This window comes from Acrocarpospora phusangensis, assembly GCF_016862995.1.
Classification (GTDB): domain Bacteria; phylum Actinomycetota; class Actinomycetes; order Streptosporangiales; family Streptosporangiaceae; genus Acrocarpospora; species Acrocarpospora phusangensis.
Genome location: NZ_BOOA01000083.1, coordinates 1 through 24,878, shown reverse-complemented (window position 1 = coordinate 24,878; position 24,878 = coordinate 1). Strand labels below are relative to the sequence as shown.

Annotated in this window: 23 protein-coding genes, 1 tRNA gene and 1 pseudogene; 5 read left to right on the top strand and 20 right to left on the bottom strand. The window is 62.4% G+C overall.

The window, feature by feature from the left end:
* Positions 1-35 precede the first annotated feature (35 nt).
* Positions 36-410, bottom strand: a complete 375-nt coding sequence (locus Aph01nite_RS33850) for a hypothetical protein (protein WP_204045123.1) — start codon at positions 408-410, stop codon at positions 36-38.
* A gap of 212 nt (positions 411-622) precedes the next feature.
* On the opposite strand from Aph01nite_RS33850, the gene Aph01nite_RS33845 reads away from it, so the two are divergent.
* Positions 623-695, top strand: a tRNA-Arg gene (locus tag Aph01nite_RS33845).
* A 204-nt stretch (positions 696-899) separates the two neighbouring features.
* On the opposite strand, the gene Aph01nite_RS33840 is transcribed toward Aph01nite_RS33845, so the two are convergent.
* From Aph01nite_RS33840 to Aph01nite_RS33810, 7 genes are all read right to left on the bottom strand, one after another.
* Positions 900-2,267 carry a tyrosine-type recombinase/integrase gene (locus Aph01nite_RS33840; protein ID WP_204045122.1) on the bottom strand — a complete coding sequence of 456 codons (1,368 nt, stop codon included), beginning with the start codon at positions 2,265-2,267 and terminating at the stop codon, positions 900-902.
* On the bottom strand, positions 2,264-2,452 hold the full coding sequence (locus tag Aph01nite_RS33835) for a helix-turn-helix transcriptional regulator (protein WP_204045121.1): 189 nt from the start codon (positions 2,450-2,452) through the stop codon (positions 2,264-2,266). The genes Aph01nite_RS33840 and Aph01nite_RS33835 overlap by 4 nt, the downstream gene beginning before the upstream one ends.
* Entirely contained in the window at positions 2,449-3,756 is a 1,308-nt protein-coding gene (locus Aph01nite_RS33830) for a replication initiator (RefSeq protein ID WP_204045120.1), read from the bottom strand. Before Aph01nite_RS33830 ends, Aph01nite_RS33835 begins: the two co-directional genes overlap by 4 nt.
* Positions 3,757-3,890: 134 nt before the next feature.
* Positions 3,891-4,031, bottom strand: a complete 141-nt coding sequence (locus tag Aph01nite_RS33825; RefSeq protein ID WP_204045119.1) for a hypothetical protein — start codon at positions 4,029-4,031, stop codon at positions 3,891-3,893.
* Positions 4,032-4,051: 20 nt separating this feature from the next.
* Complete coding sequence (locus tag Aph01nite_RS33820) at positions 4,052-4,753, bottom strand: DUF2637 domain-containing protein (RefSeq protein WP_204045118.1); 702 nt, start codon at positions 4,751-4,753, stop codon at positions 4,052-4,054.
* A gap of 25 nt (positions 4,754-4,778) precedes the next feature.
* The gene (locus tag Aph01nite_RS33815; RefSeq protein WP_204045117.1) at positions 4,779-6,092 is read right to left on the bottom strand and encodes an FtsK/SpoIIIE domain-containing protein; all 1,314 of its coding nucleotides are present in this window, start codon (positions 6,090-6,092) and stop codon (positions 4,779-4,781) included.
* Positions 6,085-6,426 (bottom strand): SCO3933 family regulatory protein, encoded by a 342-nt coding sequence (locus Aph01nite_RS33810; RefSeq protein WP_204045116.1) that lies wholly within the window; start codon positions 6,424-6,426, stop codon positions 6,085-6,087. Before Aph01nite_RS33810 ends, Aph01nite_RS33815 begins: the two co-directional genes overlap by 8 nt.
* 109 nt (positions 6,427-6,535) lie before the next feature.
* On the opposite strand from Aph01nite_RS33810, the gene Aph01nite_RS33805 reads away from it, so the two are divergent.
* Positions 6,536-6,892: a GntR family transcriptional regulator gene (locus Aph01nite_RS33805; RefSeq protein WP_204045115.1), complete on the top strand. Its 357-nt coding sequence runs from the start codon at positions 6,536-6,538 to the stop codon at positions 6,890-6,892.
* A 178-nt stretch (positions 6,893-7,070) separates the two neighbouring features.
* On the opposite strand, the gene Aph01nite_RS33800 is transcribed toward Aph01nite_RS33805, so the two are convergent.
* A complete protein-coding gene (locus Aph01nite_RS33800; RefSeq protein WP_204045114.1) occupies positions 7,071-7,286 on the bottom strand; it encodes a hypothetical protein in 216 nt (71 codons plus the stop codon).
* A 154-nt stretch (positions 7,287-7,440) separates the two neighbouring features.
* Here Aph01nite_RS33800 and Aph01nite_RS33795 point away from each other — a divergent pair, with 154 nt between their 5' ends.
* Positions 7,441-8,181 carry a DUF5919 domain-containing protein gene (locus Aph01nite_RS33795; protein WP_204045113.1) on the top strand — a complete coding sequence of 247 codons (741 nt, stop codon included), beginning with the start codon at positions 7,441-7,443 and terminating at the stop codon, positions 8,179-8,181.
* Positions 8,182-8,184: 3 nt separating this feature from the next.
* Complete coding sequence (locus tag Aph01nite_RS33790; protein ID WP_204045112.1) at positions 8,185-8,685, top strand: NUDIX hydrolase; 501 nt, start codon at positions 8,185-8,187, stop codon at positions 8,683-8,685.
* Here Aph01nite_RS33790 and Aph01nite_RS33785 read toward each other — a convergent pair.
* The 3 genes from Aph01nite_RS33785 to Aph01nite_RS33775 all read right to left on the bottom strand — a co-directional run bounded on the left by Aph01nite_RS33785 (position 8,653) and on the right by Aph01nite_RS33775 (position 10,370).
* Positions 8,653-9,225, bottom strand: coding sequence for an HD domain-containing protein (locus Aph01nite_RS33785; protein WP_204045111.1), 573 nt, complete (start codon positions 9,223-9,225; stop codon positions 8,653-8,655). The genes Aph01nite_RS33790 and Aph01nite_RS33785 overlap by 33 nt on opposite strands.
* A gap of 67 nt (positions 9,226-9,292) precedes the next feature.
* Positions 9,293-9,988: a GntR family transcriptional regulator gene (locus Aph01nite_RS33780; RefSeq protein ID WP_275419330.1), complete on the bottom strand. Its 696-nt coding sequence runs from the start codon at positions 9,986-9,988 to the stop codon at positions 9,293-9,295.
* A gap of 37 nt (positions 9,989-10,025) precedes the next feature.
* Positions 10,026-10,370, bottom strand: coding sequence for a hypothetical protein (locus Aph01nite_RS33775; protein WP_204045109.1), 345 nt, complete (start codon positions 10,368-10,370; stop codon positions 10,026-10,028).
* Between the two features lie 160 nt (positions 10,371-10,530).
* Between Aph01nite_RS33775 and Aph01nite_RS33770 the strand changes: the two genes are divergently transcribed.
* Complete coding sequence (locus tag Aph01nite_RS33770) at positions 10,531-11,256, top strand: XRE family transcriptional regulator (RefSeq protein ID WP_204045108.1); 726 nt, start codon at positions 10,531-10,533, stop codon at positions 11,254-11,256.
* A gap of 174 nt (positions 11,257-11,430) precedes the next feature.
* On the opposite strand, the gene Aph01nite_RS42760 is transcribed toward Aph01nite_RS33770, so the two are convergent.
* From Aph01nite_RS42760 to Aph01nite_RS33730, 8 genes and pseudogenes are all read right to left on the bottom strand, one after another.
* Complete coding sequence (locus Aph01nite_RS42760; protein ID WP_204045107.1) at positions 11,431-12,090, bottom strand: protein NO VEIN domain-containing protein; 660 nt, start codon at positions 12,088-12,090, stop codon at positions 11,431-11,433.
* Positions 12,091-12,368: 278 nt separating this feature from the next.
* A complete protein-coding gene (locus Aph01nite_RS33760; RefSeq protein ID WP_239162183.1) occupies positions 12,369-14,312 on the bottom strand; it encodes an SNF2-related protein in 1,944 nt (647 codons plus the stop codon).
* A 20-nt stretch (positions 14,313-14,332) separates the two neighbouring features.
* A complete protein-coding gene (locus Aph01nite_RS33755; RefSeq protein ID WP_204045105.1) occupies positions 14,333-15,694 on the bottom strand; it encodes a hypothetical protein in 1,362 nt (453 codons plus the stop codon).
* A gap of 76 nt (positions 15,695-15,770) precedes the next feature.
* Complete coding sequence (locus tag Aph01nite_RS33750; RefSeq protein ID WP_204045104.1) at positions 15,771-17,840, bottom strand: hypothetical protein; 2,070 nt, start codon at positions 17,838-17,840, stop codon at positions 15,771-15,773.
* Between the two features lie 1,185 nt (positions 17,841-19,025).
* Positions 19,026-20,177 (bottom strand): annotated as a pseudogene (locus Aph01nite_RS42755) (IS3 family transposase).
* Positions 20,178-20,507: 330 nt separating this feature from the next.
* Positions 20,508-22,262 (bottom strand): ATP-binding protein, encoded by a 1,755-nt coding sequence (locus tag Aph01nite_RS33740; protein ID WP_204045103.1) that lies wholly within the window; start codon positions 22,260-22,262, stop codon positions 20,508-20,510.
* Between the two features lie 54 nt (positions 22,263-22,316).
* Positions 22,317-22,667 (bottom strand): GIY-YIG nuclease family protein, encoded by a 351-nt coding sequence (locus Aph01nite_RS33735; RefSeq protein WP_204045102.1) that lies wholly within the window; start codon positions 22,665-22,667, stop codon positions 22,317-22,319.
* A 14-nt stretch (positions 22,668-22,681) separates the two neighbouring features.
* The gene (locus Aph01nite_RS33730; protein ID WP_204045101.1) at positions 22,682-23,152 is read right to left on the bottom strand and encodes a hypothetical protein; all 471 of its coding nucleotides are present in this window, start codon (positions 23,150-23,152) and stop codon (positions 22,682-22,684) included.
* Positions 23,153-24,878: the final 1,726 nt, after the last annotated feature.

Sequence of the window (24,878 nt, the reverse complement as noted above, 5' to 3'; positions counted from 1 at the left end):
TACATACCAACTTCGGCTCTTTTTCCCGTTATCCCCTAGGCGGGCTGTCGCGCATCTTCCTGACAAAGCTCCCAAAGCCACGTGTCTGCCCAGTCATCCGGACACTCCGCCTGTACCGCCGGCGAAGCCGTACGGGCAGGCCGGGGCACCTCCTGCCGCGCCGGAGCCGCCTGCAACGGCATCGGCCCCACATCCGAGGTCGCCCGCCGCGGCGCGGGCACCGTCCCCTCATAAACCCGATCCGGCCGCGCCGGAGCCGGCACCAGAACCGGCCCCATCATCTGAGGATCGTCCTGCCGCTCCAGCACAATCGAAAAGGCCCCCCGACCCTTCACCCCGTAGTCGGTGAGCTCAGCCACCAACAACCCGATCGCCAGCACCGCAGGCGCCAGCACCGCCACCACCAGCACAGCAGGCCGCAACCCTCTGCGCCGCCGACTCGCCCGCATCCCCCGCCGTCCAATCACGAACAGCGACCGTAACCACCCCACCCACCCCTAACATCCCCCCTTGCCAGCCCTTTACCGCAGGTCAGACCACTACTGACCAGTCCTCCCGCCCGGCGCGCCTTATCCTGGCGCGCACCACCCCGCACTTTCGCTAGGCTTAGCCTGCAGACCAAGCTCCCGTAGCTCAGGGGATAGAGCACAGGTTTCCTAAACCTGGTGTCGTAGGTTCGATTCCTACCGGGGGCACCCTTTGACCAGGCGAAATGCCGTGTGACCTGTGCCTTCTCCGACGTAGGTTCACGCCACCTGAGCAGCCAGATGCCGCCGTAGGCGGCTGTTTGTCAGTAGTCGCGGAATATACACGGAATGATCTTCACGGCGTTTGGCCAGGTCATGGCCCGAAAACACGAAGGCCCCGGCATGAGCCGAGGCCTTCCGGAGAGCTATGGATCATTCGTCGAGAGCGTGGTCAATCTGACCGTTCGCGCGGGACTGATGGCCATCGATGCACTTTGCGTAGACCTTGAGCAAGACATCAACGCTGTGCCCCGCCCGTTTAGCTACCTCGGGCGCCGGGACGCCCGCGTTCAGCCATAGCGAGACCGCCGCGTGTCGAAGGTCGTACGGACGAGCCGCCAGACGCGAGACGAGTTGCTCGGGGGTGAAGGCCAGTCGACGGGCTTCCTGCCAGACCTGCGAACAGGCCGAGGCGGAGTAACGGCTTCCCTGCCCTGTACGGAACAGCCGGCCATCGGCCGCCGCGCCGTACTCGTCGATATGCGCCCGCAGCAGTGCGACAAGGACCGGCGGTATGGGTATCGTCCTCGTCTCCTTGACGGCCCGGTGCTTGAGCCCGCGTTCATCGTGGGACTCGCCTGAGTCGCTCCACCGCTTGTTCGCTTGCGGACGAGCGCGTTCGAGCGTGATCACGCCCCACCCCTCCTCTGGGAGGTGGCAGTTTTGGCGTCGAAGTGCGGCGACCTCCTCCGAACGCAGAGCCGCGTAATACATGCACGCGAACATGGCGACCATGCGACGCCCACGCGTCCGGCCCACCCGGCCGACCGCGTCGAGCAGGGCCCGCGCCTGAGCCGGGTTGACCACGGTCCCAGGATCGACGGCATCCGCAGCCACCGGCCGCTTCCACTTCACGGCGTGGAGTGGGTTCGACGGCAGCAACCTCAGCTCAACCGCTGACTCCATCATGTGGTGCAAGATCGCCCGCTTACGCCGTACCGTGGTGGCCGCCGCAGACTTGCCCGCGAACGTAAGCGCGATCGAGTCCAGCGCCAGCCGGATAACGCGCGGCTCAGCTAGGTCGGCCAGGGGAAGCGATGCCTTTTCAAGCCAGCCAAGCGCCTTCTCCAGCTGCTTTGGCAGTTCTGACCTACGGCTCTCGGGAAGCAGGGCGTAAGTACGGAGGACAGCCCGAAGATCGTCGTCTTCCGGACGGTTCGGGATGTCCTTGACCAGCATGGGCAGCATCGACAACAGCGCGTATGCGACAGCTTCCCGGCTCAAGGCGGAAAGGTGGACCCATCGGCCCGCTAGGTAGGACTGCGAGAAGGTCAGGAAGGTAGGCCCTTCGTTCCTGGCTGGCGCAAGCATGGACTCAGGGAGTCCAGTCTTCAGGTCGAAAGCCTCACCCCTCTTCGCTGCCTGTCGGAGGTCAGAAAGGAAGCTGTCGGCCAGTGCCTTTGTCCGGAAGGTCTTGGACTTCGCCAGCCCGCCGACCGTCCAACGCACGGTGTAGGACGGTGTCTTGCTGGCGCTGTTCCGGCGGGTCTCCCAGAACTTCACGTCATAGGAGGTGTTCACGCGGCCTCCTTGAGAGTCGCTAACCAGGTCGTGAGGTCACTGCGCCACACGCGGATCTCGCCGTTGGGCAGCTTGAGGCACTTGGGCGCGTGGCCGAGCTCGCGCCAGCGGTAGAAGGTCCGCCGCGAGATGCCCAGCTCGTTGAGGACCTCCGAGACGCCCATCAGCTCGTCGCGGCGGGTCATCGCACACCGTCCCGGATCGCGTCGGCCAAAAGCGCTTCACCCGAACTGAGCCCACGTCCGGCATAGGTCCAGTCAGAGATCACGTGAACGGTGTTCTCGTCGAGGAGTAACAGCCGTCCGGTGGTGATCTTGTGGTCGACGACATGGTCAGTGCGGGCCGCCCGGAGTGCTCCGAGGGTGGTCGAGTAGTGGCGGGATCGAGTGGAGAAGTGACCCCGGAAGCCGAGCATGTGAGCCCACATGAGGAGTCGGAGGCCGTCCAGTTCGTCCAGCCCGCCAAGGCGGAAGCATTCGGCCACCAGTCGGCGGGCGTGGTCGCGGATGGGCAGCGCGGCCAGGTCGTCGAGGGGATAGATGCGACGGTCGATGACTCCGATGCATTCTGCGGCTTTGGTGGCGTACTTCCCGACGTAGGCCGCGACGGCTTGGGCGGTGAGGTCGCCGTTCAGAGTGATCGGGCGAATGTCGAGCTGATCACCCCAGCGCAGCGGCTTGCGGCTGGCAAGGCCCACGGCAGAGACGACGTTTGCAGCATGCCGTACGGCATCAGTCAGGATCTCCCCCGTTGCCCAGACCGGAGGCAGGGAGACGGGCCCGTCCGGGCCGTCGAGGCGGATCACGGCGTGAAGATGGACGACTCCGCGGCGCTGGTATTCGGCGACCTTGGCAAAGGACACTACGGCCTGTTCCCGAAGCGCCTTAGCGGCCAGGCCCGCGCCTTTGGCCAGGCGACCGCGTAACGCGTCGGTGAATCGTTTCCACAACAGCGGCGCCAAAGCGTTGAACAGGACCGAGCCCGTGTAGTCGTAGCAGTCGGGGCACAGCGGTTCGCCGAGGCGGGGATCAGTGACCAAGTGGCGGACCGTGCAGGACATGACGACGCCATGCGGGCAGGTAGCAGCGGCGCGGCGTGCGTGGCACGGGTCCGGTTTCCCGTTCCGTTCGCGTCGGGTGTGGACGAGCCCGAAGGATGGCGCGGTGAGCGTGACGAACAGGCACGGGTGCGTGATCACCGTCACGGGCACGCCCTTGCCGCCGGCCAGGCCCGCGCGGATGAGCTGATAGGTGTCGGCCCGGTACGTCTCGGCGCAGGATTCACAGCGGGAAGCTCGCCGAGTCTTACACGGAATCCGCAGCACGCCGCCCGGTTCCAGGCGAGTGCTGTACCTGTGAAGCAGAGCACCGGTGGCTCTATCACGGTGTTCAACCTTGCCGCGCAGGTGGATCGGCTGACGGCAGCCGCCGGCGCGCCGGATCTGGACGGCCCAACGGTCGAAGTCCTGACTGTTGAGGCGGTTGATCACCCCCGTGATCGCATGCGTGTTGGTGGCGTTTCGAGGCAAGATGGGTATCTCCTTTCGCTCGTTCGGGTGAGGGAGGGCCTCCGACCTGGCGTGTGTCTTGGCGGATGTGCGGCCAGGCCGGAGGCGTTGACGGGTCAGCAGTTGCCGAGCCCGTCACAGTGGCGGCAGGTGTCGCCGTAGGAGTCCGAGCCGGTTCCGCCGCAGTGGCAGCACTGCCAGCGCTTGGGCTCGATCTCGGGGAGTTCGTCGAGTTCGGCCGGTTCTGAGTTGTTCATGGGTGTCCTCCTTTCTCTGGTCATGCGGGTTCTGGGTGGGCGCGGATGTCGCGCAGCAGGTCGGAGGCGAGTTTGTTGGACACGCCGAGGCGGGTGCGGAGCATGTCGCGGGTGATGGGTTTGCCGTGTCGGGCGTGGTGTTCGTCGGCTACGCGGCGGGCGTAGTCGATCAGCGATGAAGCCGGAGCCGACCGGTCGTTCTGGCCGTCCTGGCCGTCCTGGACGGTGGGGACGAGGACGGGCGCCGGGGACGGGCCGAGGACGGATAGGCCGGTGCTCTCAGCGGTCACGTCCTTAGGTGCCGGGATCAGTTCGGATGCCGTGGACGGTTCGGGGTGTGGGTTGGTGGCGCGGCGTTCGAGCATGGAGACGGCGATCAGGAAGGCGCCCGCTGGGGTGGCCGCGGTGAGCCATCCCCAGGTGGTGGGTTCGGCTTGGTGGAGGTTGGCGGCCAGGGACAGGACGATGCCGGCGACCAGGACGAGGGTGGGCCAGGAGGTCCAGCCCTGCCGCGTGCGGCGGGTCTTCTTGTCGCGTTGGCGTTCGCGGGCGGCCATGACACAGGTGAGGTCGATGCAGACGGCCACGGCCCAGGCCATCCAGCCGTCCTGGCCGTGTTCGGTGGCGGTGTCGCGGATGTGGGTGAAGGAGCCCGTACCGGCGATGAGCGCCAGGACCAGGACGGGGCCGGTGTCGATCAGCCAGGCGGACACGGTGCGCATCAGGGGCTTCCTCCCTTCGTGATCGTCAGGCGGGGATCTTGGCTTCGGCGCGGATGTCGGCCCAGTTCGGGGTGAGGTGGGCGTAGGTGTGTGCGGCCTGTTCGGCGGTCTTCTCGGGGATGTGGAAGGAGCGGGCGCGGTACCAGTGGCCGTCTTGGTGGGCGACGATGGCGACGCCGGGCTTTTCGGCGGGGATGGCGCGGGCGGAGTCCAGGGCGGACGGATCGAGGTCGCCGAGGGTCATGGTGGCGGTCTCGGGATCGTTGACCCGGTGGCAGATGCGTCCGGAGCACTGGGCGCGCAGGGCGGTGACGCCGGGGCCGAGTTCGGAGCTGATTCGCTGGCCGGAGCAGAACAGGTAGATGCCGAAGGCGCGGCCGAGTTGGGCGATGCGCAGGAGCGCGGTGGAGATGCGGGCGATCTCGTCCTTCTCGCTCTTGTCGGCCATCAGGTACAGCTCGGCCAGTTCGTCGACCAGGACCACGATGGGGACCGGCCGATCGTCTGCTGGTAGCTGCCAGATGTTGCGGGCGCCGGCGGTCCGGCACCGGCCCATGCGGCCGATCAGATCGGCCAGCAGATCACTGCATTCGCTGCGGGAAGTGGCCAGCGCCGACAGGCGCGGCGCGTACGGGGTGAATTCGACGCCGCCTTTGAGGTCGAAACCGACCAGCGCGACCGGTTGGGGAGCGAGGCCGACCAGCAGCGCGTTGGCGAGGTTCGATTTTCCCGACTGGGTTGCTCCGGCGTTGATCCAGTGTGGGACGGTGGTGAAGTCGATCAGCCAAGCGCCGCCTGTTTCCAGCCGTCCGACCGTGACCTTGAGCAGGTCGGTCGAGGGCGGGATCTGGTCGACGCGGATGAGCGGGTCATGGATGGTGACGTTGAGGCGGATCCGACCGGGTTTGTCGGAGGAGACCCGGACGGCGTGGACTCCCCAGGAGTGGGCGAGGCGTTCGGCGACTTCGGAGTAGTCGGCGGGGATCTGGCCTTCCAGGAGGCGGATGGTGACGCGCCAGCCGTACCGGGTGGGGAGGGGGAACCACATCCACGGTTTGGTGTCGACGGCGACGCGGCGGAAGGTCCGGCGGACTTTCACGGTGCCGGTGGAGACGATCGCGGCCGGAGTGACGGTCCACCAGAAGCGCTGGCGTTTCTTGGTGAGGCCGCAGCCGAGGGCGACTTTGCGCCAGCTAGCGCGGATGCCGACTGCGGTGAGCGGGTAAGCGAGGACGTACCAGAACGAGACGGGGTGGAAGCGGCGCCAGGCCCAGAGCCCAGCCGCCAGGGCGGCCAGGACTCCGGGTAAGGCGAGGAGCTCCGGCAGGGTGTCAGGCATGTCCGCCGTCCGCCGGTCGCGAGTAGGCGGGTTGGAAGGATGCGGCTCGGTAGGAGATGCCCCACCGGCCGGAGGTCTCCCAGACGTAGCCGATCATGCCGATCGGGGTTACCTCCGATCCGGCGGTGACGCCGGGATCGCCGGAGGTGCCGATCTTGACGAGTTCGATGCGGCCGAAGTCGTCTTCGACCGACAGGACGGTTTCGTAGATGGCCTGGCCAGTCTTGTCGAGCTTGATCTCTCCGGTGTCGCGGTTCAGGACGCGGGGGTGTGGGGCCTTCACGCAGGTGAAGACGAGCTTGGCCGCATCGACGGGAATCGGGATGGTTCGCATGTCGTAGACCTCCTTTGCTCACATAGCCAACATGGTTAACCTAGTTGGCTTGGCTGTCAATGTGCTCGTGGTTGGCTTGGTTGAGTTCCTCGTGGTGAGATGAGGGGCGATGGTCAAGAAGACGGGCCGGCCCGGATACCTTCAGATCGCCGATGAACTGCGGGAGCGGATTCGCGGCGGCCTTCTCGCGCCCGGAGAGCCGCTGCCGTCCACCGCCCAGCTGGCCGAGCAGTTCGACGCCTCGTTGTCGGTGGTGAAGATGGCGATGGGCATCTTGCGCAACGAGGGCCTTGTCGTCGGCCAGCAGGGCAAGGGAGTCTTCGTCCGAGAGGACGACCAGCTTGCACAGGATGGAGACCTGCGAGCCGAGGTCACCGCTCTGCGTAGTGCCGTGCAGGACTTGACTCGACGCCTGGAGCAGATGGAAGCGGCGTTGCCCGCAGCCGCTCGGAAGGCCGGCGCCTAGGACCGGCGTCGTGGACGTGGCAACCGGTCACCCGCCGGGCGAACGCGGCCGAGACGGTCGGGGCGTCGGTGGGCAGGTGCCTGCGGTTGTCCTCCTGGCGCATCCCGACCAGGACCACGACGTTAGCCGACCGCGACAGCGATAGCCAAGACGAGTGCGATGATCAGCGGCAGCCAGGTCATCGAGTCGCTCCCAGCGCGCTCATGCGGTGCGGGTTCCTCGGAGGCCGGCGGGTCTCGCCGCGCCGCCGGTCGGCGCGTAGCCGGGCGTTCTGACGGCGGATCCACCGCTGGCGGGCGGCGCACTTGCGGCACAGCTGCTGCCCGTCGGCCAGGAGCGCCCCGCAGATGCAGGTGGGCGATTCGTCCTGGGGTTGGGCGATCGTGTCTGGCATGATCACTCACTCTCCTTTCGGCCGGTGTTGCTTTGGGTTGGCGCTATCGAGAGTGCGGCGAACAGTAAGGACGAGATCACTGCATGACCGGACGTGTTCAAGACGTCCGGTTTACGATGGCCACGTCCCCGGATGTCCCGAACGGGCAGGTGAGATGGCGAACGAGCGACTGCGCGCGGCGTTGCTGGAGCGCGGGGTGAGCGTCGCGGACCTGGCGGCGGCCATCGAGGTGGACCCCAAGACCGTCGAGCGGTGGATCACCAAAGGCCGGGCTCCGTACCGAAAGCACAGGTACGCGGTCTCCTCCCATCTGGGAATGGAGGAGTCCTACCTGTGGCCCGAGGCCCTCACCCGCGAGCAGGTGGCCTCAGCTTCGGAGAGCGAGATCGTCTCGGTGTACCCGCACCGCTGGGCCGTCCCGAGGGACATATGGGGACGTCTGTTCTCGGCGGCCAAGGACGAGATCGGAGTGCTCGTCTACAGCGGCATGTTCCTGGCCGAGGACGCGGGCATGGTCCGGGTTCTCGGCGAACGCGCGGAAGCGGGCGTACGGGTACGCATTCTGTTCGGCGACCCCGCCAGCCCGGAGGTCGCCCGGCGAGGCGCCGATGAGGGCATCGACGAGGGCATGGCCGCCAAGGTGAAGAACGCGCTGGTGCTGTTCAAGCAGATTCGCGCGCTGGAGACGGTGGAGATCCGTCTGCACAGCACGGTGCTGTACAACTCGATCTACCGGGCGGATGATCAGTTGCTTGTCAACACCCACGTCTACGGGGCTCCGGCCGCCAACGCCCCGGTCTTGCATCTACGGCGGGTGGTCGGCGGGGACATGGTGACCACCTACCTTGAAAGCTTCGAGCGGGTGTGGTCCCAGGCGATCCCGGTAGAGTCCTGAACTATGGGCCAGCGGATCGACTTCTACGACGACCCGGACGCGCCCGCACCCAACAGCCTCGTCCCCTCCGTGAACGTCGTGGTCACCAACACGGCCGGCGACATTCTGATGATCTGCCGCAGCGACAACGGCAACTGGGCCGTCCCCGGCGGCTCCATCGATCTCGGCGAGTCACTCCCCGCGGCAGCCGTCCGGGAGACGCTGGAGGAGACCGGTATCGAGTGTGAGATCACTGGGCTGGTCGGGACCTACACCGACCCACGCCACGTGATCCTCTATACCAGCAACGGGGAAGCACGGCAGGAGTTCTCCATCGTCGTGACCGCGGTTGCCGTGGCCGGCGAGCCGACCCCCAGCAGCGAATCAACCCAAGTCCGCTGGGTGCCACGCGACCAGGTCAGGGAGCTGAGGATGGATCGTTCGATGCGCCTGCGCATCGGCCACTACCTCGACCAGCACCAGAACCGTTCCCTAGACCAGGCATCCCAGCCCCACATTGGCTGAGGTCAGCCGGGACTCCACCGCGCGGACCGCCGACAGGATGCACGGCTCAGCCCGGTTGATGGTCCAGGTGACCGCGTCCTCAGGGCCGTACCGGGCGCGGATCTCCGCCAGCCGTTCGGTCACGGTCAGCGGAAGACCGTCCGGGCTGGTGGTCATGTCGCAGAAGGTCAGCGCCTCGACCAGGTCCCCGCGCTGTTTCGGGAACTCGGCGGTGAGGATGTCGAGCAGCCCGCGTTCATCGGCTTCGATCTCGGCGCAGGTGTGATGGGCGACCAGACGGCACAGCAGCTCGTCGGCGCCGTGCACGTCCCGCAGGTATCGGCCTCCGTCGATCGGGTGGAATCCGGTGTCGATCAGATCCGGCGCGTACCCGATGTCGTGCAGCCACGCCGAGGCGGCCAGAATGTCGGCGTCCTTGCCGAGGATCGGGGCGAGCGCTTCAGCCCGCCGCCCGACCCCCTGCGAGTGCTCCCACCGTCGCGGCAACGGCCGCTCCAACACCTTTTGAGCCAGCTCACGAGCCCATACGAGGTATCCCATGGCGCTCACGATAGACACGCCACCCCGCACGCCACCTAGACCGAACACCTGGACGTCCCAGGACGTCCTAACTGTGCACGTCAGGCTGACGCACGAACCACCGGCCATCTGTTCCGGCAGTGATCAGGTCCTCGCGCTGCAACGTCAGCAGCGCGGAGCGTGCCGTCGTCCACGAGACCCCGAACCGGCGCTGTATCGCGGCGTTACTCGGCATCGCCATACCCCGCGCCGGCACGCCCGCGGCGATCTCCTCCCGCAAGGTGCTCGCGACGACCCGGTACAGGCGTGGCTCGCTGGGCAGCCGATCGCGGAGGGAGTCGGTTCGCTCGGCGACGAATCGCCGCTTGCCGTGACCGACCACGACAACGCCCTCACGCTGCAACTGCTGCAACGCCGAACGGGTGGTGGCCCGTGACACGTTGAACCGGCGCTGCAACGCGTCCTCACTCGGCATCGCCGCACCCGGTGCCAGCACGCCCGTCGTGATCTCTTCCCGCAGCGCTTTCGCCAAAGCCATGTACAGATACGGCTCACGGGTCAGCTGATCGGTCGCCCGGACCATCCGCCCTTTGGACGGAATGGTGATCACGAGGCCCTCCGCTTCGACGTTGGCGAGAGCCCGCCGCACCGTGTTCCGCGAGATCCGGAACTCTGTGCACAATGCCCCCTCAGCGGGTAGCAGTTCCCCCGCGGCGTAGTGGCCGGATGCGATCCGGGACCGGAGTCGGGCGGCGACCTTGGGGTAGACCCGCCAACCGCTCATCAAGCCCTGCTCTTGCACGGACCCGCCCATGTCCGGATCAGGAGTGGTAGGCATCGGCGACCTTTCTGAGGTCGACGATCAGGTCTGCCTGTTCCCCGTCGCGCCACCCGGCTTGCGCAGCCGCCTCTACGTAGAGGACGGCTTTACGCAGCCGCAGGCAGGAGACCCGCTCGTCGGCCTGGTCGCCCCAGTAGAACCACCAGAACGACAGGTGGACGTAGATCCGGCGGGTACGGAACTTGGTGTCGACGACGTCCAGGGCCAGGCGCTGGTTCTGGTCGACCAGCAGGACGGTGGTGATGCCTCGGGCTGTCAGTTCTTCGCTTAACGCGGTGAGTTGCTTGCGTTCGTACTCGCGTTGCTGTTCGAGGATCTGGTTCATCGGCGGTGGATTCCCCTTCGATCAGCCAGGGGGTCCGGTACGCCCCTGTGCTGGTCGAGCCTCTGACGGCGGCTTGGACCTTCCCACCACGACTCAGGGACGTCTAGGGACTTCTTGTGTTAGCGTCGCAGCCACAGCCCACGCCCCCGGAGAGGCGCCCGTGAGCGACAACCTGCGCTACGCCCTCAACCGAGCCCGCCTGCAACCCGTCGACCTCGCGGCAGCCCTGGCCGTCGACCCCAAAACCGTCGAACGCTGGCTCAAAGGCCGCATCCCCTACCCCCGCCACCGCTGGGCCATCGCCGAACTCCTCAACCTCGACGAAACCCACCTCTGGCCCCAGATCACCCCACCCCACCAGCACATCTCCGACGAAGTCTTAGCCGTCTACCCGCACCGCTGGGCCGTCCCCCACACCGTCTGGCGAAACCTGTTCCAATCCGCCGGCCAGGACATCGGCATCCTCGCCTACAGCAGCCTGTTCCTCGCCGAAGACGCCGGACTCCTCCGCCTGATCGCCCACCAAGCCGCCACCGGCACCCGGGTACGCATCCTGCTCGGCAACCCCGAAAGCCCCGAAGTCGCCGCCCGCGGAACCGAAGAACACATCGGCCCCCACACCATGACCGCGAGAATCCGCAACGCCATCACCCTCTACCAGCCCTTACGCGGCCTGGCGGGCATCGAGTTCAGGTTCCATCGCACCGTGCTCTACAACTCCATCTACCGCGCCGACGAACAGCTACTCGTCAACGCCCACATCTACGGCACCCCCGCTGCCGATGCTCCCGTCATCCACCTCAGCGCCGGCCAGCAGGACGGCAGCGCCCACGTCTACCTGACCAGCTTCGAACGCACCTGGGCAGACGCCGAACCCGGAACATGATCCAAAGAAACTTCTCTCTACAACATCAAGAGCGCGGCCCTGCGGGGCCTGCGCTGGGGCGGATGCAGGCCGCGCTGCGGCTCTTCGGCCGGTCGCGGCCCGCCCCGCCCTGCCGGCCGAACTCGCTCCCCTCACACATACCTGAGAAACGATTCATCACTACAGCAAGCAATATCATTCTAGCCGAACTTTCCAGCCCTGCGGCTGTATAACGTACGGCGAACGAGTTAAAACAGTCGCGGGGTTCTCGATTACTATCGGGAAGCCCAACCCCGTAAGGCGTGCGTAACCTTGCGGTGCAGATTCATCGAGGCGAACATCGCCCCAAAAGTTGATTTCGTATACATCTTGGAGCCTCAAGGCAGCTTGCCACTCATTATCGCTAAGGATGAAGCTAAGGCTTGGCGCCCTACTCCCCTTGACCTCGATACACTTGATAGGCCGAGGCGATCGTATCTCAATATCATAGCCTAAGTTCGGAGCCTCTTGAGAAACCCATGCAATTTGAGCGCCAATCGATAGATAGTTCTGGCGCTGAAGCTGAAGGCTATAAAGCTCAGCACGTTCCCCTACTCGCTGACGCTCGTCTCCCACCGAAACTACCGCAGCAGATCTGAGGTTCCACGCCGACGTGAGCTCTTCGCAGAGTTGCCCGTAAACATGCGCAGGCGATCCAGTAGCATACTCAGGCAACCAAGAAACAAGCCCCAGCAACTGAGCCGATCCTCTTCTCGCCTCAGGCACTCCAAAATATAGAGCCCCATTTTCATATCGACTAACAGATAACAAGTATTGAATTTGGTCCGCAATCAAACCCGAGCGCAAGACTGCCATTACCAAAGAATAGCGTTCACCTTTTCTAAGGTCCTTTGCAACTTTGTCACCTCTCGGGCTACGAGCATAGCCTCCAACGCTTCCTATTAGACCTATGTCCTCTAACACCCGAAGACAGTCACGGATCTCATCATTGCTACCACCAACAATCGGAAATAGTAGACGTGTGACGTTTTCAGTCGAAAAGCGCGAATAAGATCTGCTAGGAAGTGCTGCAATAAGGCTAACCATACGCTCGAAGCGTGCACCCGTGAACCACCCACCCCGTATATCCATGGCTATGGGGCTATCCCGAGTAAGTATTTCAACATCTCATGGAGATCCGAAAAGTCACCCTCAGCATCAGCTAGAGCATTGTCACTCTGACCTATCGGACCAAGCTCAGCCCCCTCCAGCAATTGACGCATGACCTCTTCTTTTCGAAGAAGCGCCGAATCGACGAGAAAGTCCGCAGTTGGCTTATCCTGCATCACAGCTTGCAAAATGTGAACCACAACTTTGGCTGTGGGAGGAAGCCCAAGCCTGTGAATTCGATCGATGGACTGTAGCCACTGGGCACAATCATAGGTGCGATCGAGGTACACTGCAGTTTGGCAAGCCATATGTAGCGAGATTGATTCCGAGCAGGAAGCAGGATTAGCTACCAATAATGCTGGCCCCCTGCACGACAAAAAGGATGAGATCACCTGCTCACGCGTCTCAGGCGCATCAGCAGGAGAGGCGAGGTTATCGTCATAGGCCTCATCTCCAGTGGCAATTCTTCCGTCGACTTGAAAGACTGGAACCTGCAATCGAGCCTTTGCCAATTCCGAGAAGCGATCCAGATTAGCAATAAAGCTGCTCCAGACGACTGCCTTTTCCTGCTCAGCTACGACACCTGTGAGCACCTCAATTGCCTTGAGACTTTTAGCGGCGGGTGTCGTGAGTGGATCATAAGTATCGAGCCGTGAAAGCAGCGTCGGTGCGCCAGATACAGGCGGTATGGGGATCCCCAGGTCCAACCTCCCAAGCAACTCGGGGTTAGTTGCTGCTTGGATCAAACGTAAGGGCCGCCCACGGCGTAGAGCCTCTAAACGAGCCCGCTCAACCGACCCTGCGGCATCGACACGCCGACGCAAATTTTGTACCACAAGGTTATATATTTGCGCTTCCAGTTCAGACAATTCTACGGCATGTCGAACAATAGTCGCCTCGGGCAATCCGAGTGCTCTCTTCGGAGTCCTGATCATAAAAGGAGTTACGCGGTCTAGGACGCGATGGAAGTGGTCCTTAACTTCGGCAGCAAAAGGATCACGCGGGCCGGTAAGCTCACGGCCAGGCCAAACTATATTAAGCTGAGAATACAAATCGCGGCCGCTTTGTGGCATCGGAGTCCCGCTCAGAATGATACGAACCCTTGCGCGCTTTGAAACCTCTAGTAGGGCCGGAGCCCAAATACCTCCGCGAAACCGCTTCACTCGGTGAGACTCGTCTACAACTAACATTACGTTGAGGCGTTCACACAAGGTGATCAATTGTCTTTGATCCGATGCGGCTACCGCGTAACTTAAGATCAGAAGTGAACCCGGGACAGCATCCCCATAAAGGCTACGTCGCTTGCCAGCATTACCCCTGATTCGAATCGGCCGAAGCCACGGGGTCGCAGTTGCCGCCTCAAGTTCCCATGGACGAAAGCTGGACAGCGGGCCTACGACCACAATACAGTCGATTGTCCCCGCATTCTGATGAACCGTAGCCAAGGCTAAAGTACTGGCTGTCTTTCCGGCTCCTGGAACACTGAAGTTTGCAGCATTTCCTACTGTCAAGCCGTGAATAACAGCGTCCAACTGATGGGGTCGAAGAGGCCGCTCGTCGTTGTTCCATCCTGCGGAAATTAACTCCGCTTGAATTTCATGCAGCGAAAAGGGTGTCACACCTTCTCGAAGATCTTGAGCGGCCTTACGCGTACGCGCAAAACTACGCTGCCTTTCTTCATCTCTTCGGACGCTATCGTCTACGCCTTCGTCGCGGCTGACAGAGAACCCACGCCGCGCCAAGTACCGATCAATCTGAAGAGCCAACTCGCCTAGTTCACGCCGGCGGCGTGGACAACGCCAGCCGTCTGAGATTCTTTGCGCCCCCAAGAGAGAGCCAAAATATAACCGCAGCTGCCGGTCTTTGACGAGAGCCTGATTGCCTCGAACAAGTACAGCGTCTCCGTCAAACTCAACTCTTACAGTCATGCTCACGGAATCGGCTTCGCTCATTCCTCGACACTGGTTCCCCCGAGCGACGTTGCTCGTATGTGGGCTGCCCAAGCTACGATGGCCCTTAGCGATTCAGAAATATCTTCTGTAACCGCGCTGGCCATGGCTTCTCTTAGCCGATCTTCAGTCACCGCTTCGAGGCGATCACGCGCCTGTTGCAGTTGCGCCGCTACATCCAGACCTGCCGTGCTGACCCGGTCAACAGCACGCTGAATGTGCCCTAGGACAGCCTTCTTGGGGTAGTTTAGGGCCGTGGCGGGCGGCACCGGCGGATCTTCTTCGTTTTCTTCCGCCGTAAGGACCTCAGGATCGACTACAGCGATTTCGGTCTCTGTATCCGAATCTGGCGGCCACCCTGCGCGTTCTTCCTCGTTGCCAATCTGGCCTGCTACTCGTAGGAATTCTTCTCGGTCTTCAGTGAATAGCTTACGCATAGACCGAATATCATTATAAGTCGCGCCTGCTTGCACAGCAGCGAAGGCTGTCAGCGTCAAGTCGGATATATCATCTGCGTATTCGTCTCCTAATTGTAGAATGCGACCTACTTCTCTAAAGACCTCGACTTGGCGCTCCTGCATTACATAGTGATATTGACCTGGTTGCCCCAAGTAGTCGAGATAAGCATCAATGGCACGGATTGCTCTCAGCTGAGTGATCGCATACCGCTTATCGTCCTTCCCGGCGAAGTGCTTCAGGATCCCTGCTACACGATCCAAGCTGGCAGGATCCGCCCAGTCGATTCCTTCCAATTCTGCCGCTTCCCTGAGAGCAAGCAGCCTATCGATCCGGTCGTATCGCTTTTTGAAATTCTCTGCCAACTGCTCATTCTGCTCCATACGGAACAGTTCTTTTTCGTCGACATGGGCAGGGTCGATTATGATTACCTCGACCCACTCATTTATACTCGCCGCACCGTGGAGGGCGCGTTCCCTCTTTATCATGGCGAGACGCCTGTTGCCGTTACGTACGGTTCCGTCAGGGCGAATCCATAAAGGCTCGGCCTGCTGACGCGCATGCCAGTCTTCACGTAGGGCGAGGTAGTCCTTACTGGCGGTTCCGGACACGCCTTCCATATCAATCTTCAGGCTTTGATCGAGCAAGATTGATATGATCGAGAGTTCATCGACCGGATCGTTCTCGGGATCTAATGTTCTGCCCAGTCCCTGCTCTACCAATGTGCGCGTTGCGCCAAAGCGCTTGTTGTCTACATTCAGAGTTAGCGCGTCAACGGGAACGCGCCACACTTCAAATTTCTTCCACTCGCCATTACACCAGAGATCATGTGTTCGTCTGTGGCCATCACGAAAGGCAGCCTTCTTACGAGTCTCCACGTCATGTATCCGCTCGCTGCGGTTCATTTCCGCCCTTCGCAGTTGGTGCCTAGACCCCCCCCCGGCATCATCCTAGACACGTACCGTCCTGTCTACGAACGTACTATGGCACATCGAGCACGCCCCATCGAGGTGAGCAAGTCTCATATGCCAATCGCAGATTCATGCGATCTGCTTCTCCCAGCTGGAGCACACGGGCAGCATCGGCTACCCACGCTTCCGCAGGGTCGTCCGTACCCTCGAAAGGCGCGGGTCCGGAATGTGCAATAAGCGAAGGTCTCGCCACTACGACGAGATCATGCTCGCATGATCCCTTTTTGCCGTGATGTCCCATATGTGGATCCGTGAGTACAGGCCACAAAGCGGTAACTCGCAAAGCGGCCTCGTCGAGTGCGATACCTACGGCACTCCAAGCATCGGGATTGGAAGAATGATAAGTGAAAGCCAGCAGCCCCGTAGGCTTCAGCCGGCTTGCCGCAATCCAGAGCGCTCTACCGAGACGAGTTCCAAATTCCTTGACCCGATCTCCTGTTGCAGGCGGGTGTAGTGGCTTCGCAGCAAGATCGGAATTGACCAGCCAGGCTCGGTAGAAGGCGGATAGTTCATCATAGGCGATATAGTCGAAATAGGGCGGATCAGTCAGGATCAGATCCACATCCCCGTAATCGGGTTCTCGTCTTGCATCCGAGTCTGCCGATACAACGTCAACTGACACATTTTGGGATCGAGGGAACTCTAGTGTTGCCATCTTTGCGATTCGCTCACTGCCGAATATGTGCGGATTCTCTTCAAAAACGTAACGCCGAGTTTCCCGACTAAGAGAAGCCATAATTCTTTCTACGACACGCGGAATCGTTCCTCTTCCTGCTGTTGGATGAAGTGCGTTGAGCTCGACCGCCAGCGTGGGCAATGAATAGCCTCTGACGCTAAATAGCGCCGCTAGGCGACCGTACTCATGGGCATAACCACAGAGTCGGTTGTTCGTTGCCAATGCATTACTGACAGCCAATCTCAACGCCCTATCGGTTGAAGCATTGAGATTCTGATTCTGAATCCAATTGAATGCAACTCCGAAGAGCGCGAGCTGTCGATCACTAAAGAGCTGCCTGTAGCTCAATATGCCAAAGGTTACCGGTCGAGCATCCGTGCGATCTGAAGGAAACTCCGCATTCGGTAGGTCCATCTTGCGCCAGTTTGCTAGCAAGAATGCCCGCGCTTCTGCCTCCATGTCTATCTCGCGATGATCGGCCGAGCGGAAGCGACGGCCTTGAGGTCCAGTCTCTTCCACTGCCACTCGAACTCGCGGCGCTATCCCTGTCTTCAGATCGCGGTGCGTACTCTTCGCCCCACAACCAGGGCAGACAAAGAACGCGCCTGCGAATGTTCCTTCATCGAGTCGCCAGACTGACCCGCAGCAAGCAAAGTCGTCTGCCGAAACTGGCAGCTCATGAACTTGGAAGCATTGCGGGCAGAAAACGGTCGAGCCGAGAGGGCGGGCAACCGAGCCCTGCTTGTCCACACCCCGACTGATAATTGGGTTGCGGTATAGGGGCGCTTCAAGCTCACATGTATTGCAGGTCACCAATGCGATCGAGAAGGTATGGAGAGGTAAGGTTGCCTCGCGGTAGGGGTACAGATGCCCAATCTGTGCTTTCAAATGATCTATTAAGGCGTCGGCAGACTCTCTGAATTCCGACCTGGTCGGTGGGTTGCTGGCATGGCGAGCCATTAGTACTGCAAGTGGGTCAATGTCGCCCCCAATGCAATCGGCCCCAAGTCTGCTTGCCTCGATTAGTGTTGTTCCTCCTCCCAAAAATGGATCATGGACTTTCTTGCCCCGCAGCCATTCGACCGGCTGCCTGTATGTGCTCCACAACTCCTCAATCGACGCTTCAGCAGGCAAGGCGGCTGCCAACAAGAGTGACCGCAGCAGGGCTGCTGGCCGTCTGGCAAACCAGCGATGGGCGCTATAAGCACCGTCTCGGCTTCTCCGATCAGCTGCGACCAGCCGCGATACATCCGCATATGGGAAAGCTGATTCCAACAGCGACGGTCGCATTACTGCGGACTTGGCATCGGTCGCAATTCCCTTGGGCAATTTTTCATTGCTCAACGTTATCCCCCTCTTTGAAAATGACCTGGCTGGATCAGCGTGAAACACTTTTTTCGTCATTTAATCATAGAATGAACTCGTTCGTATCTCGATTTCCGTTCCAGTTGGTCGATGATCTCCATCCCCTGCGTCGGTGCCCTGTTGGGGCCGACCGGCTCGATGTTGCCAAATGGCCGCCTCCCAGGTGCCATCCCTGCAGAATACGAGGCCTCGCAGACGGAATTGACCTAGCCCGCTTCCTCGCAGTGGTCCTGCGGTCCCGCATGCCCGGTCGTGCAGTCTCGATGCAGGACATGGATCAGGTCAACCTGCAGCTCAGAGTGTCCTCTTTCGCGTCCTGACTCGTCGTGGAGGTGGGAAACGAAGACGAGGAGTGATTACGGATCTTCGTACCGGTGAAGCTGCCGCCAGACAGTAGGCCACATGGGCAGCGAGGCGCAGGCTTGGCAACCCTGCGCATGCGGTCAGCTGCCAACGAGTCAATCAAGTCGATCACCTCTGGGCTCAAGAGGGGCGCAGAAGACCACCGGGCGGATGACAGGGATGGTCAGCTGCAGGCATCGCGCTGGCCTTCAGTGGGATGCCGCCCTTAACGCCAGATGGGGTATAGAGCAAGCAGCACAAGATCCGGAGTATAAGCGAAATGATCAACTTGCTCATAACCGGTTTACGCCTTACCTGCCCGGTTCAGCTACACGATCAGCACACCACGGGCCGTGGTTTCCTTGGCTTGATGTCGTGCGCGTGCATAAGTGCAGGTGAGTGCGGCTGTCGAGTGGCTGTACACAGGTTGCGGGGTATCTACGCGATGATCTTTGCTCGGATGCTGATCATATGGCCATATGCCCAGGTCATGGGCGGAAGTTCTGATAGCTTCTAACGGTCTTGAAACCGCCACGCAGAAGGTGGAGTGGCTGGCGCTATGACGATCGCTCACTTCGGCACTCGCGGTACAGGGTTGGGGCGATCGGAGCGCTGTGACCTCGTTCCTCAGCCCCAGCGCGACGAATTTCGTGGGCTGGAACACCGGGGACGCATTGCCCCAGAATCGCTTTACGCGTGGCGGAGCGCAGAAGCGCTAGGTCCACAACCGCGCTTCAACCCCGCACCGCCATGCCCATCCAAACGGGCCCCACATCGCGCGCCCGGCAGTTCACCCACGCGAAACGACTCACACCCCAAGGGCTCAGTCATCGAGGCCTGGGGTGATGTTCCCCGTGTTGGGTGGAGCCGTCTGGCTGGACTTCATGCCGGTTGACGGGTTGGGTAGAGCATCTCGTATTCGACGGGTGTGCGCATTCCCAGGGCGCTGTGGCGGCGTTGCCGGTTGTGGAAGATCTCGAGGTACTCGAAGATCGCGTTGGCGAGTTCGATGCGGGTTCTCCAGCGTTGCCGGTTGAGTAGTTCGACCTGCATGCGGCCCCAGAAGGACTCAATGACGGCGTTGTCGAAACAGTCACCGATGGAGCCCATGGAGGGGACGAGCCCGGATTCGCGGGCGCGGCGGGTGAACGCCCCGGAGGTGAATTGCGTCCCGTGGTCGGAGTGGATCAGCCCGCCCGGCTGCGGTGTGCGGTTGTGGATGGCCATTCCGAGCGCGTTGGTGACCAGCGCCGATGTTTGGGTGCTGTCGATGGACCAGCCCACGACGCGGCGGGAGTAGACGTCCAGGACGACGCAGCAGTAGACCTTGCCTTCGCGGGTGGGTGCTCGGTGATGTCGGTGACCCATAACGTGTTGGGTGCGTCCCGGTGGAAGTCCCGGTCGACCAGGTCGGCGGCGGCAGGGGCCTGCTGGGCCGGCCGGCGCCCTCGCGGGTTGCCGGGCAGGCCGCGGATGCCTTGGCGCTGCATCAGCATCTCGATCGTGTGGTAGGCGACGATCAGGCCGCTGCCCAGTTTGAGCTCGGCGTGGACGTGCCGCGAGCCGTAGGTGCCGCGGGAGGCGGCGTGGATCTGCCGGATGCGCTCACTCAGCCACGCGTGCCGCAGCGACCTGGGCGAGGGCGGGCGGTTCCGCCAGGCGAAGTAGCCCGATTCGGAGACGTTCAGGACCCTGCAGGCGACCTGGACCGGCAGGCCTCGCCGGCCATCACCGCGATCGCTTCGAACCGTCTTTTGGGGGCACCACCTCTCGCACCAGTTCGATCGCCCGCTGGGTGACGGCCAGTTCGGTCTCCAGTTCCCGGATCCGTTTGCGGGCGGCCAGCAGCTCAACCTGCTCGGTCGTGGTGGCACCGGGTAACCGACCCTTGTCGATCAGGTCCTGTTTGCGCCAGACGTAGATCGTCTGTTCGCTGATCCCCAGATCGCGGGCGATGTCCCTCACAGGCCGTCCGGCCTCGACTAGATCCAGCACCTTGCGGCGAAACTCCGACGGGTAGCCCTTGCGTGACATGCCGACCTCTTCTTAAGGGGTCCATGGCACAAGTCAAGCAAAGCGACTCCACGGAAGCCGGGGAACATCAACGAACGATCCGGACCTGATAGAGGGGTCCTGCATCGTCCCGACACGGAACGGGCAATACCGACTTGGTCGTTCTCGGACCAGAACGCCGTAGCTCTATGCATCAAGATCAGCAAGGGCACTTATCTCTGTAAACGATCAAGTCCGGCGAAATTCGTCGCGAAGCCGGAAGCTAACCTTGGGGACACGATGATCGCGCAACCTGGTCCCAAGCGGAGACCGCTTGGGACCAGGGTTGGACATCACATGGTCGTCGCTGTACTAGCCCTCTTCTCCGCGGGCGAGCTCACGGAGGTAGGCCTGGGTGAACTGGCCCCAGTAGCTGCGCAGGTCGTCGAACTGTTCGGGATCGCGGTGCATGTTCTCGGCTTTGCCGTAGGCGAGGAAGAGGACATCGAGAGCCTGCCCCGTCTTGCGTGCGAGGCTCACAAGCTCCTCAATGTCGACGCCGTTGGTGCCGTTCTTGGCAACGGCCTTGAGTGGATCATAGATATCGCGGATGAACGGGTGACGGTGGTTCAGCCTGACGATGGCCTTGCCGTTGAGGTGAGTGATCTCGAAGATTTCCTTGCCCGGCCAGCTTGCATCGACCAAGGTGAATGGCTTCGATTCAACTTGCTCACGAACCTGTTCCGTCTGCTCCTTGTCCTCTTTGATACCAAGATCATTGAACAGCTCCTGAAGCAGCTGCTCGCTCTGCTCCTCCGTGAGCTGCTTACCGGCTTGTCCCATGGGTGCCGTCCTTTCGGCGCGCGCGGCAGCATCCATGGAGTCCTGGTGCTCTTGGGCAGCCGCCTGCTGCTGCGTCTTGACTTCGCCCCAGTGTCTCCGGATCTCGCCCCGTGCTGCCTTCACCGGGCGCTCAAGCCATTTGCGAAGTTCCTGACGCAGCTTGTCCACGGGAACCGCGCCGCGCTTGACGTTGCGGACCTGGAAGAACTCATCCAGTTCGGCCGGGAAAGTGACCTCGATGCCGATGTAGCGGTCAACCTTATCGACCCCGGACGGGAGCAGCCGCGGAACGATGTCATAGTTGATCTCGCGACCGTTACGAACCACGCTGATCTTGCCAGCGCGCTCGACAATCTGGTATTCGCGAATGTCGCGACCGTTGTGGTCCTTGTTTCCGCCCACACCCTCCTCCCAGCGGAACTGGACCGGGGTAAGGGTGACCGTGACGTGGATGTGGTGACCGTCGACGATCTCGATGTCCTCCTGGTCGATGATAGTTCCCCGTGGGTCTTCCGGGGCATATCGACTCATGATCCGTGGGTTGTCCATGAGGAAGAGCGGGTCCAGCAGGGTGATCTTCGCGCCGTTGAGTTCGATGACCAGCCCCTGATCGAGGAACTTGCGGTAGGCACGAGCGATGAAGCTGCGCAGTTCACTGAGCTTCTCGTCCAGACTGGTGCCGTAGTGACCCCCTGCGGTGAGACGGTCGATCTTGCTGTAGATCACCAGGGTGCCGGAGTCGAGCGGTTCTCCATCCAAGCTGCGTATGGCGTCTTCGTACTCGCGTGGCCAGCCCTCGACGTCATGGGCCTCGATATGGGTCTGCTTCTTGTCAGCGATCTCCTGAAGGTCGATGTAGGCGTGCCGGATGGTGGGGTCTCCCGCCTGCTTGGTGTAAACGTCGATGCGCCGACCGAGGCTGAGACCGGCGAGTTTGAGACCGACACCGAAGCGGCCCAGGCTGCCGCGCTTTCCGTAGCGGGTACTGAAGCCCATGGACAGCACGTGGGCGAGGATATCTGCTTTGATACCGCGGCCGTCGTCGATGAAGGTGATCTCATTGATAGAGCGTCCCTTCTCTCCGAACTTGGTCAGCACTTGGATGCGGGTGGCTCCTGCCTCCACCGAGTTGTCGATCGGTTCGCCGGCGGCGGCGGTGAGGTCGAATCCAGAATCGCGCATGGATTCCAGAGCGGTGTCGATCTGGATGATGTCCGCACGGGGCTTACCCCCAGGCTGCGGCTGAGCCGGAGTCGGCTCCTGAAAGATCGGGTTGTTGTTCATGGTCGTCCTTTCGTGATCTCTGAGACGGGTGGTCTCCGTCTCGGAGAAGGGGACTTAGAGGTTCGGGGTACGCAGGCGGTTGCCCAGCACGTCACCGAGGGTGTCGAGGCAGAACGGGCACGGGGAGGTCAGGTGGTTGGGCCGGTCGGGATGCAGTACGTTCGTGAGCGCGGGGCGCAGGGCGTGGAACAGGCTGCACTCGACTTCGAAAGCTTGCTCGGACGTGTAGTGCACGTCGTAGGAGAAGTACTCTCCCCGCGCGCGGGCGCTGTGCTCGAGCAGCCGCCGCCGCAGGTCCGTGTCGCTGCGACCGACGTAGACCGGAGAGCTGCCGCGGTGCAGAATATAGGTCCCGATTAGCCCAACGGGGATAACAGCACGGATGACCCAGCGCGCAAGCCGCATAAGCCGAGGCCTGCTCACGCCGCCGCCACCTCGCTGGCGTATGCGGTGCGCGCGATCCGGCGGATGCGGGAGATCCGCTCCCGCAACCGCGCAGGGACAAGACCGTGAGTCGCCGCGAGAACGGTGCCGTCCTCCTCGGCAAGGAGCTGATTCATGAGGTGCCGCTGCCCCTCCGTCAGCGCCGGGGTCGTCTGCAGCCAAACTGTGAGGTCCACAACCGCGAATCGGACGTCACACCGTCCCGGCTCCTGGTGAGGCTCGATGTCATCGAGCGGAGCGAACGAGGCAAGGCCACGGCGCTCGCGCAGGACCTGACCGGCGTGCGCCAGCGCGCTACGGATCTGGAAGGCGGCAGGGGCAGCATCATTGAGCCGGATGATCTCATCGAGTGCGCGCTCAATCCGCTCAAGCTCGTAGTTGTCGCTGGTCTTGCGGGCCCGCGCGTACAGGGCCGAGAGGGCGTCATGCGCCTGCTCAGTGAGCATGGGGGATCTCCTGGAGTCTGACTGCGGCCCCCCGTGGGTGGGACGCGGTCGCAGGTAACGGAGTGTATGAAGTTGTTAAGCTAACCGTAGCTCATCCTTGCCTTTTGGGCCAGGACCTTTGTCTGGTGCTTCCATATAGAAAGGGCGGCTGGAAAGCACAGTTGTTGCATCCCCGACCGCACTTTCCATCCGCGTTGTTGTCCGAGCCTCATCCCGCACCCGCACGAATGGTCAACCCGGCCACATCCGGCGGGGCGTGCAGTGCCGCGTACAGCAACATCGGCTTACACGATCACACTCCCCCAGCCCATATCACCCGGGCCTGGGCGAGCCGACCGGTGCACGCATGTTGGCCGAGGTCGGCGACGACCGCACCCGCCTCGCCGACTCCGGTGCACTGAAGGCCTACGCCGGAGCCGAAGGCCTTCGCATAATCCGAGGCCGTTCCGGGGGTCGTGGATCATTCGTCGAGGCCCGGCCAATCTGACCGTTCGCGCGGGACTGCTCACCGTCCACGCACTTCGCGTAGACCTTGAGTAAGACATCAACGCTGTGCCCCGCCCGTTTGGCTACCTCGGGCGCCGGGACGCCCGCGTTCAGCCATAGCGAGACCGCCGCGTGTCGAAGGTCGTAGGGACGAGCCGCCAAACGTGAGACGAGTTGCTCGGGGGTGAGGGCGAGTCGACGCGCTTCCTGTCAGATCTGCGAGCAGGCCGAGGCGGAGTAGCGGCTTCCCTTCCCGGTACGGAACAGCCCGCCGTCGGCCGCTGTGCCGTATTCATCAATATGCGTGCAATGTTCGCTTGCGGACGAGCGCGTTCGAGGGTGATCGAGCCTCATCCCTCCTCCGGAGGTGGCAGTTCTGGCGTCGAAGCGCGGCGACCTCTTCCAAGCGCAGAGCCGCGTAACACGTGCACCCGAACATGGCGACCATCCGACGCCCACGTTCGGCCCACCTGCTTGACCGCGTCGAGCAGGGCGCGCCTGAGCTGGGTTGACCACGGTCCCAGGGTCTACGGCAGCGGAGGCTACCGGCCGCTTCCACTTCACGGCGTGGAGGGGGTTGGACGGCAGCAACGTCAGCTCAACGACTGACTCCATCATGTGGTGCAAGATCGCCCGCTTACGCCATACCGTCGTGGTGGCCGCAGGCTTGCCCGCGAACGTAAGCGCGATCGAGTCCAGCGCCAGCCGGATAACGCGCGGCTCAGCCAAGTCAGCCGGCGGAAGCGACGCCTCCTCAAGCCAGCCAAGCGCTTTCTCCAGCTGCTTGGGCAGCTCTGGCCTACGGGGTCGGCCCCCCTCCGGGAGCAGGGCGTAAGTGCGGAGGGCAGCTCTTAGTTCATCGTCCCCCGGACGGTTCGGGATGTCCTTGACCAGCGCGGGCACCATCGACAGCAACGCGTACGTGACGGCTTCCCGGCTCAGGGCGGAGAGGTGGAGCCCGCTATCTTCCCGAAGCGGCAGACCTCCGCGAGACGTTCCACATCGTCCAAGCTGGATCCAGTGGCTAGGGGCCGAAGTCTTGGGAATCGGTTGCATTCCGCTCATACCACCTTCGATACTCCGCCTGTCTCATGCGGCAGACGCCAGAGGCGAAGCCTCTTCTTCTGTTTCTCTGCCCCGGCAACAGAGATCGAGCAGTGGGCAGGCGTCTCCAGCGCCAGAGGCTGCACGGGAAGAGACCGTAGGCTTTCAACGCGAAGAGAAGGATCACGGGTCTCTG

Bases quoted from the DNA above. Each gene is read 5' to 3' on its own strand.
- Aph01nite_RS33790 (WP_204045112.1), top strand. From the start codon at position 8,185: ATGGGCCAGCGGATCGACTTCTACGACGACCCGGACGCGCCCGCACCC.
- Aph01nite_RS33750 (WP_204045104.1), bottom strand. From the start codon at position 17,840: ATGACGAAAAAAGTGTTTCACGCTGATCCAGCCAGGTCATTTTCAAAG.
- Aph01nite_RS33735 (WP_204045102.1), bottom strand. From the start codon at position 22,667: ATGCGGCTTGCGCGCTGGGTCATCCGTGCTGTTATCCCCGTTGGGCTA.
- Aph01nite_RS33815 (WP_204045117.1), bottom strand. From the start codon at position 6,092: ATGCCTGACACCCTGCCGGAGCTCCTCGCCTTACCCGGAGTCCTGGCC.
- Aph01nite_RS42760 (WP_204045107.1), bottom strand. From the start codon at position 12,090: ATGGCAGTCTTGCGCTCGGGTTTGATTGCGGACCAAATTCAATACTTG.
- Aph01nite_RS33805 (WP_204045115.1), top strand. From the start codon at position 6,536: ATGGTCAAGAAGACGGGCCGGCCCGGATACCTTCAGATCGCCGATGAA.
- Aph01nite_RS33820 (WP_204045118.1), bottom strand. From the start codon at position 4,753: ATGCGCACCGTGTCCGCCTGGCTGATCGACACCGGCCCCGTCCTGGTC.
- Aph01nite_RS33730 (WP_204045101.1), bottom strand. From the start codon at position 23,152: ATGCTCACTGAGCAGGCGCATGACGCCCTCTCGGCCCTGTACGCGCGG.
- Aph01nite_RS33785 (WP_204045111.1), bottom strand. From the start codon at position 9,225: ATGGGATACCTCGTATGGGCTCGTGAGCTGGCTCAAAAGGTGTTGGAG.
- Aph01nite_RS33780 (WP_275419330.1), bottom strand. From the start codon at position 9,988: ATGAGCGGTTGGCGGGTCTACCCCAAGGTCGCCGCCCGACTCCGGTCC.
- Aph01nite_RS33810 (WP_204045116.1), bottom strand. From the start codon at position 6,426: ATGCGAACCATCCCGATTCCCGTCGATGCGGCCAAGCTCGTCTTCACC.
- Aph01nite_RS33760 (WP_239162183.1), bottom strand. From the start codon at position 14,312: ATGACTGTAAGAGTTGAGTTTGACGGAGACGCTGTACTTGTTCGAGGC.
- Aph01nite_RS33800 (WP_204045114.1), bottom strand. From the start codon at position 7,286: ATGCCAGACACGATCGCCCAACCCCAGGACGAATCGCCCACCTGCATC.
- Aph01nite_RS33755 (WP_204045105.1), bottom strand. From the start codon at position 15,694: ATGAACCGCAGCGAGCGGATACATGACGTGGAGACTCGTAAGAAGGCT.
- Aph01nite_RS33775 (WP_204045109.1), bottom strand. From the start codon at position 10,370: ATGAACCAGATCCTCGAACAGCAACGCGAGTACGAACGCAAGCAACTC.
- Aph01nite_RS33795 (WP_204045113.1), top strand. From the start codon at position 7,441: ATGGCGAACGAGCGACTGCGCGCGGCGTTGCTGGAGCGCGGGGTGAGC.
- Aph01nite_RS33835 (WP_204045121.1), bottom strand. From the start codon at position 2,452: ATGACCCGCCGCGACGAGCTGATGGGCGTCTCGGAGGTCCTCAACGAG.
- Aph01nite_RS33825 (WP_204045119.1), bottom strand. From the start codon at position 4,031: ATGAACAACTCAGAACCGGCCGAACTCGACGAACTCCCCGAGATCGAG.
- Aph01nite_RS33740 (WP_204045103.1), bottom strand. From the start codon at position 22,262: ATGAACAACAACCCGATCTTTCAGGAGCCGACTCCGGCTCAGCCGCAG.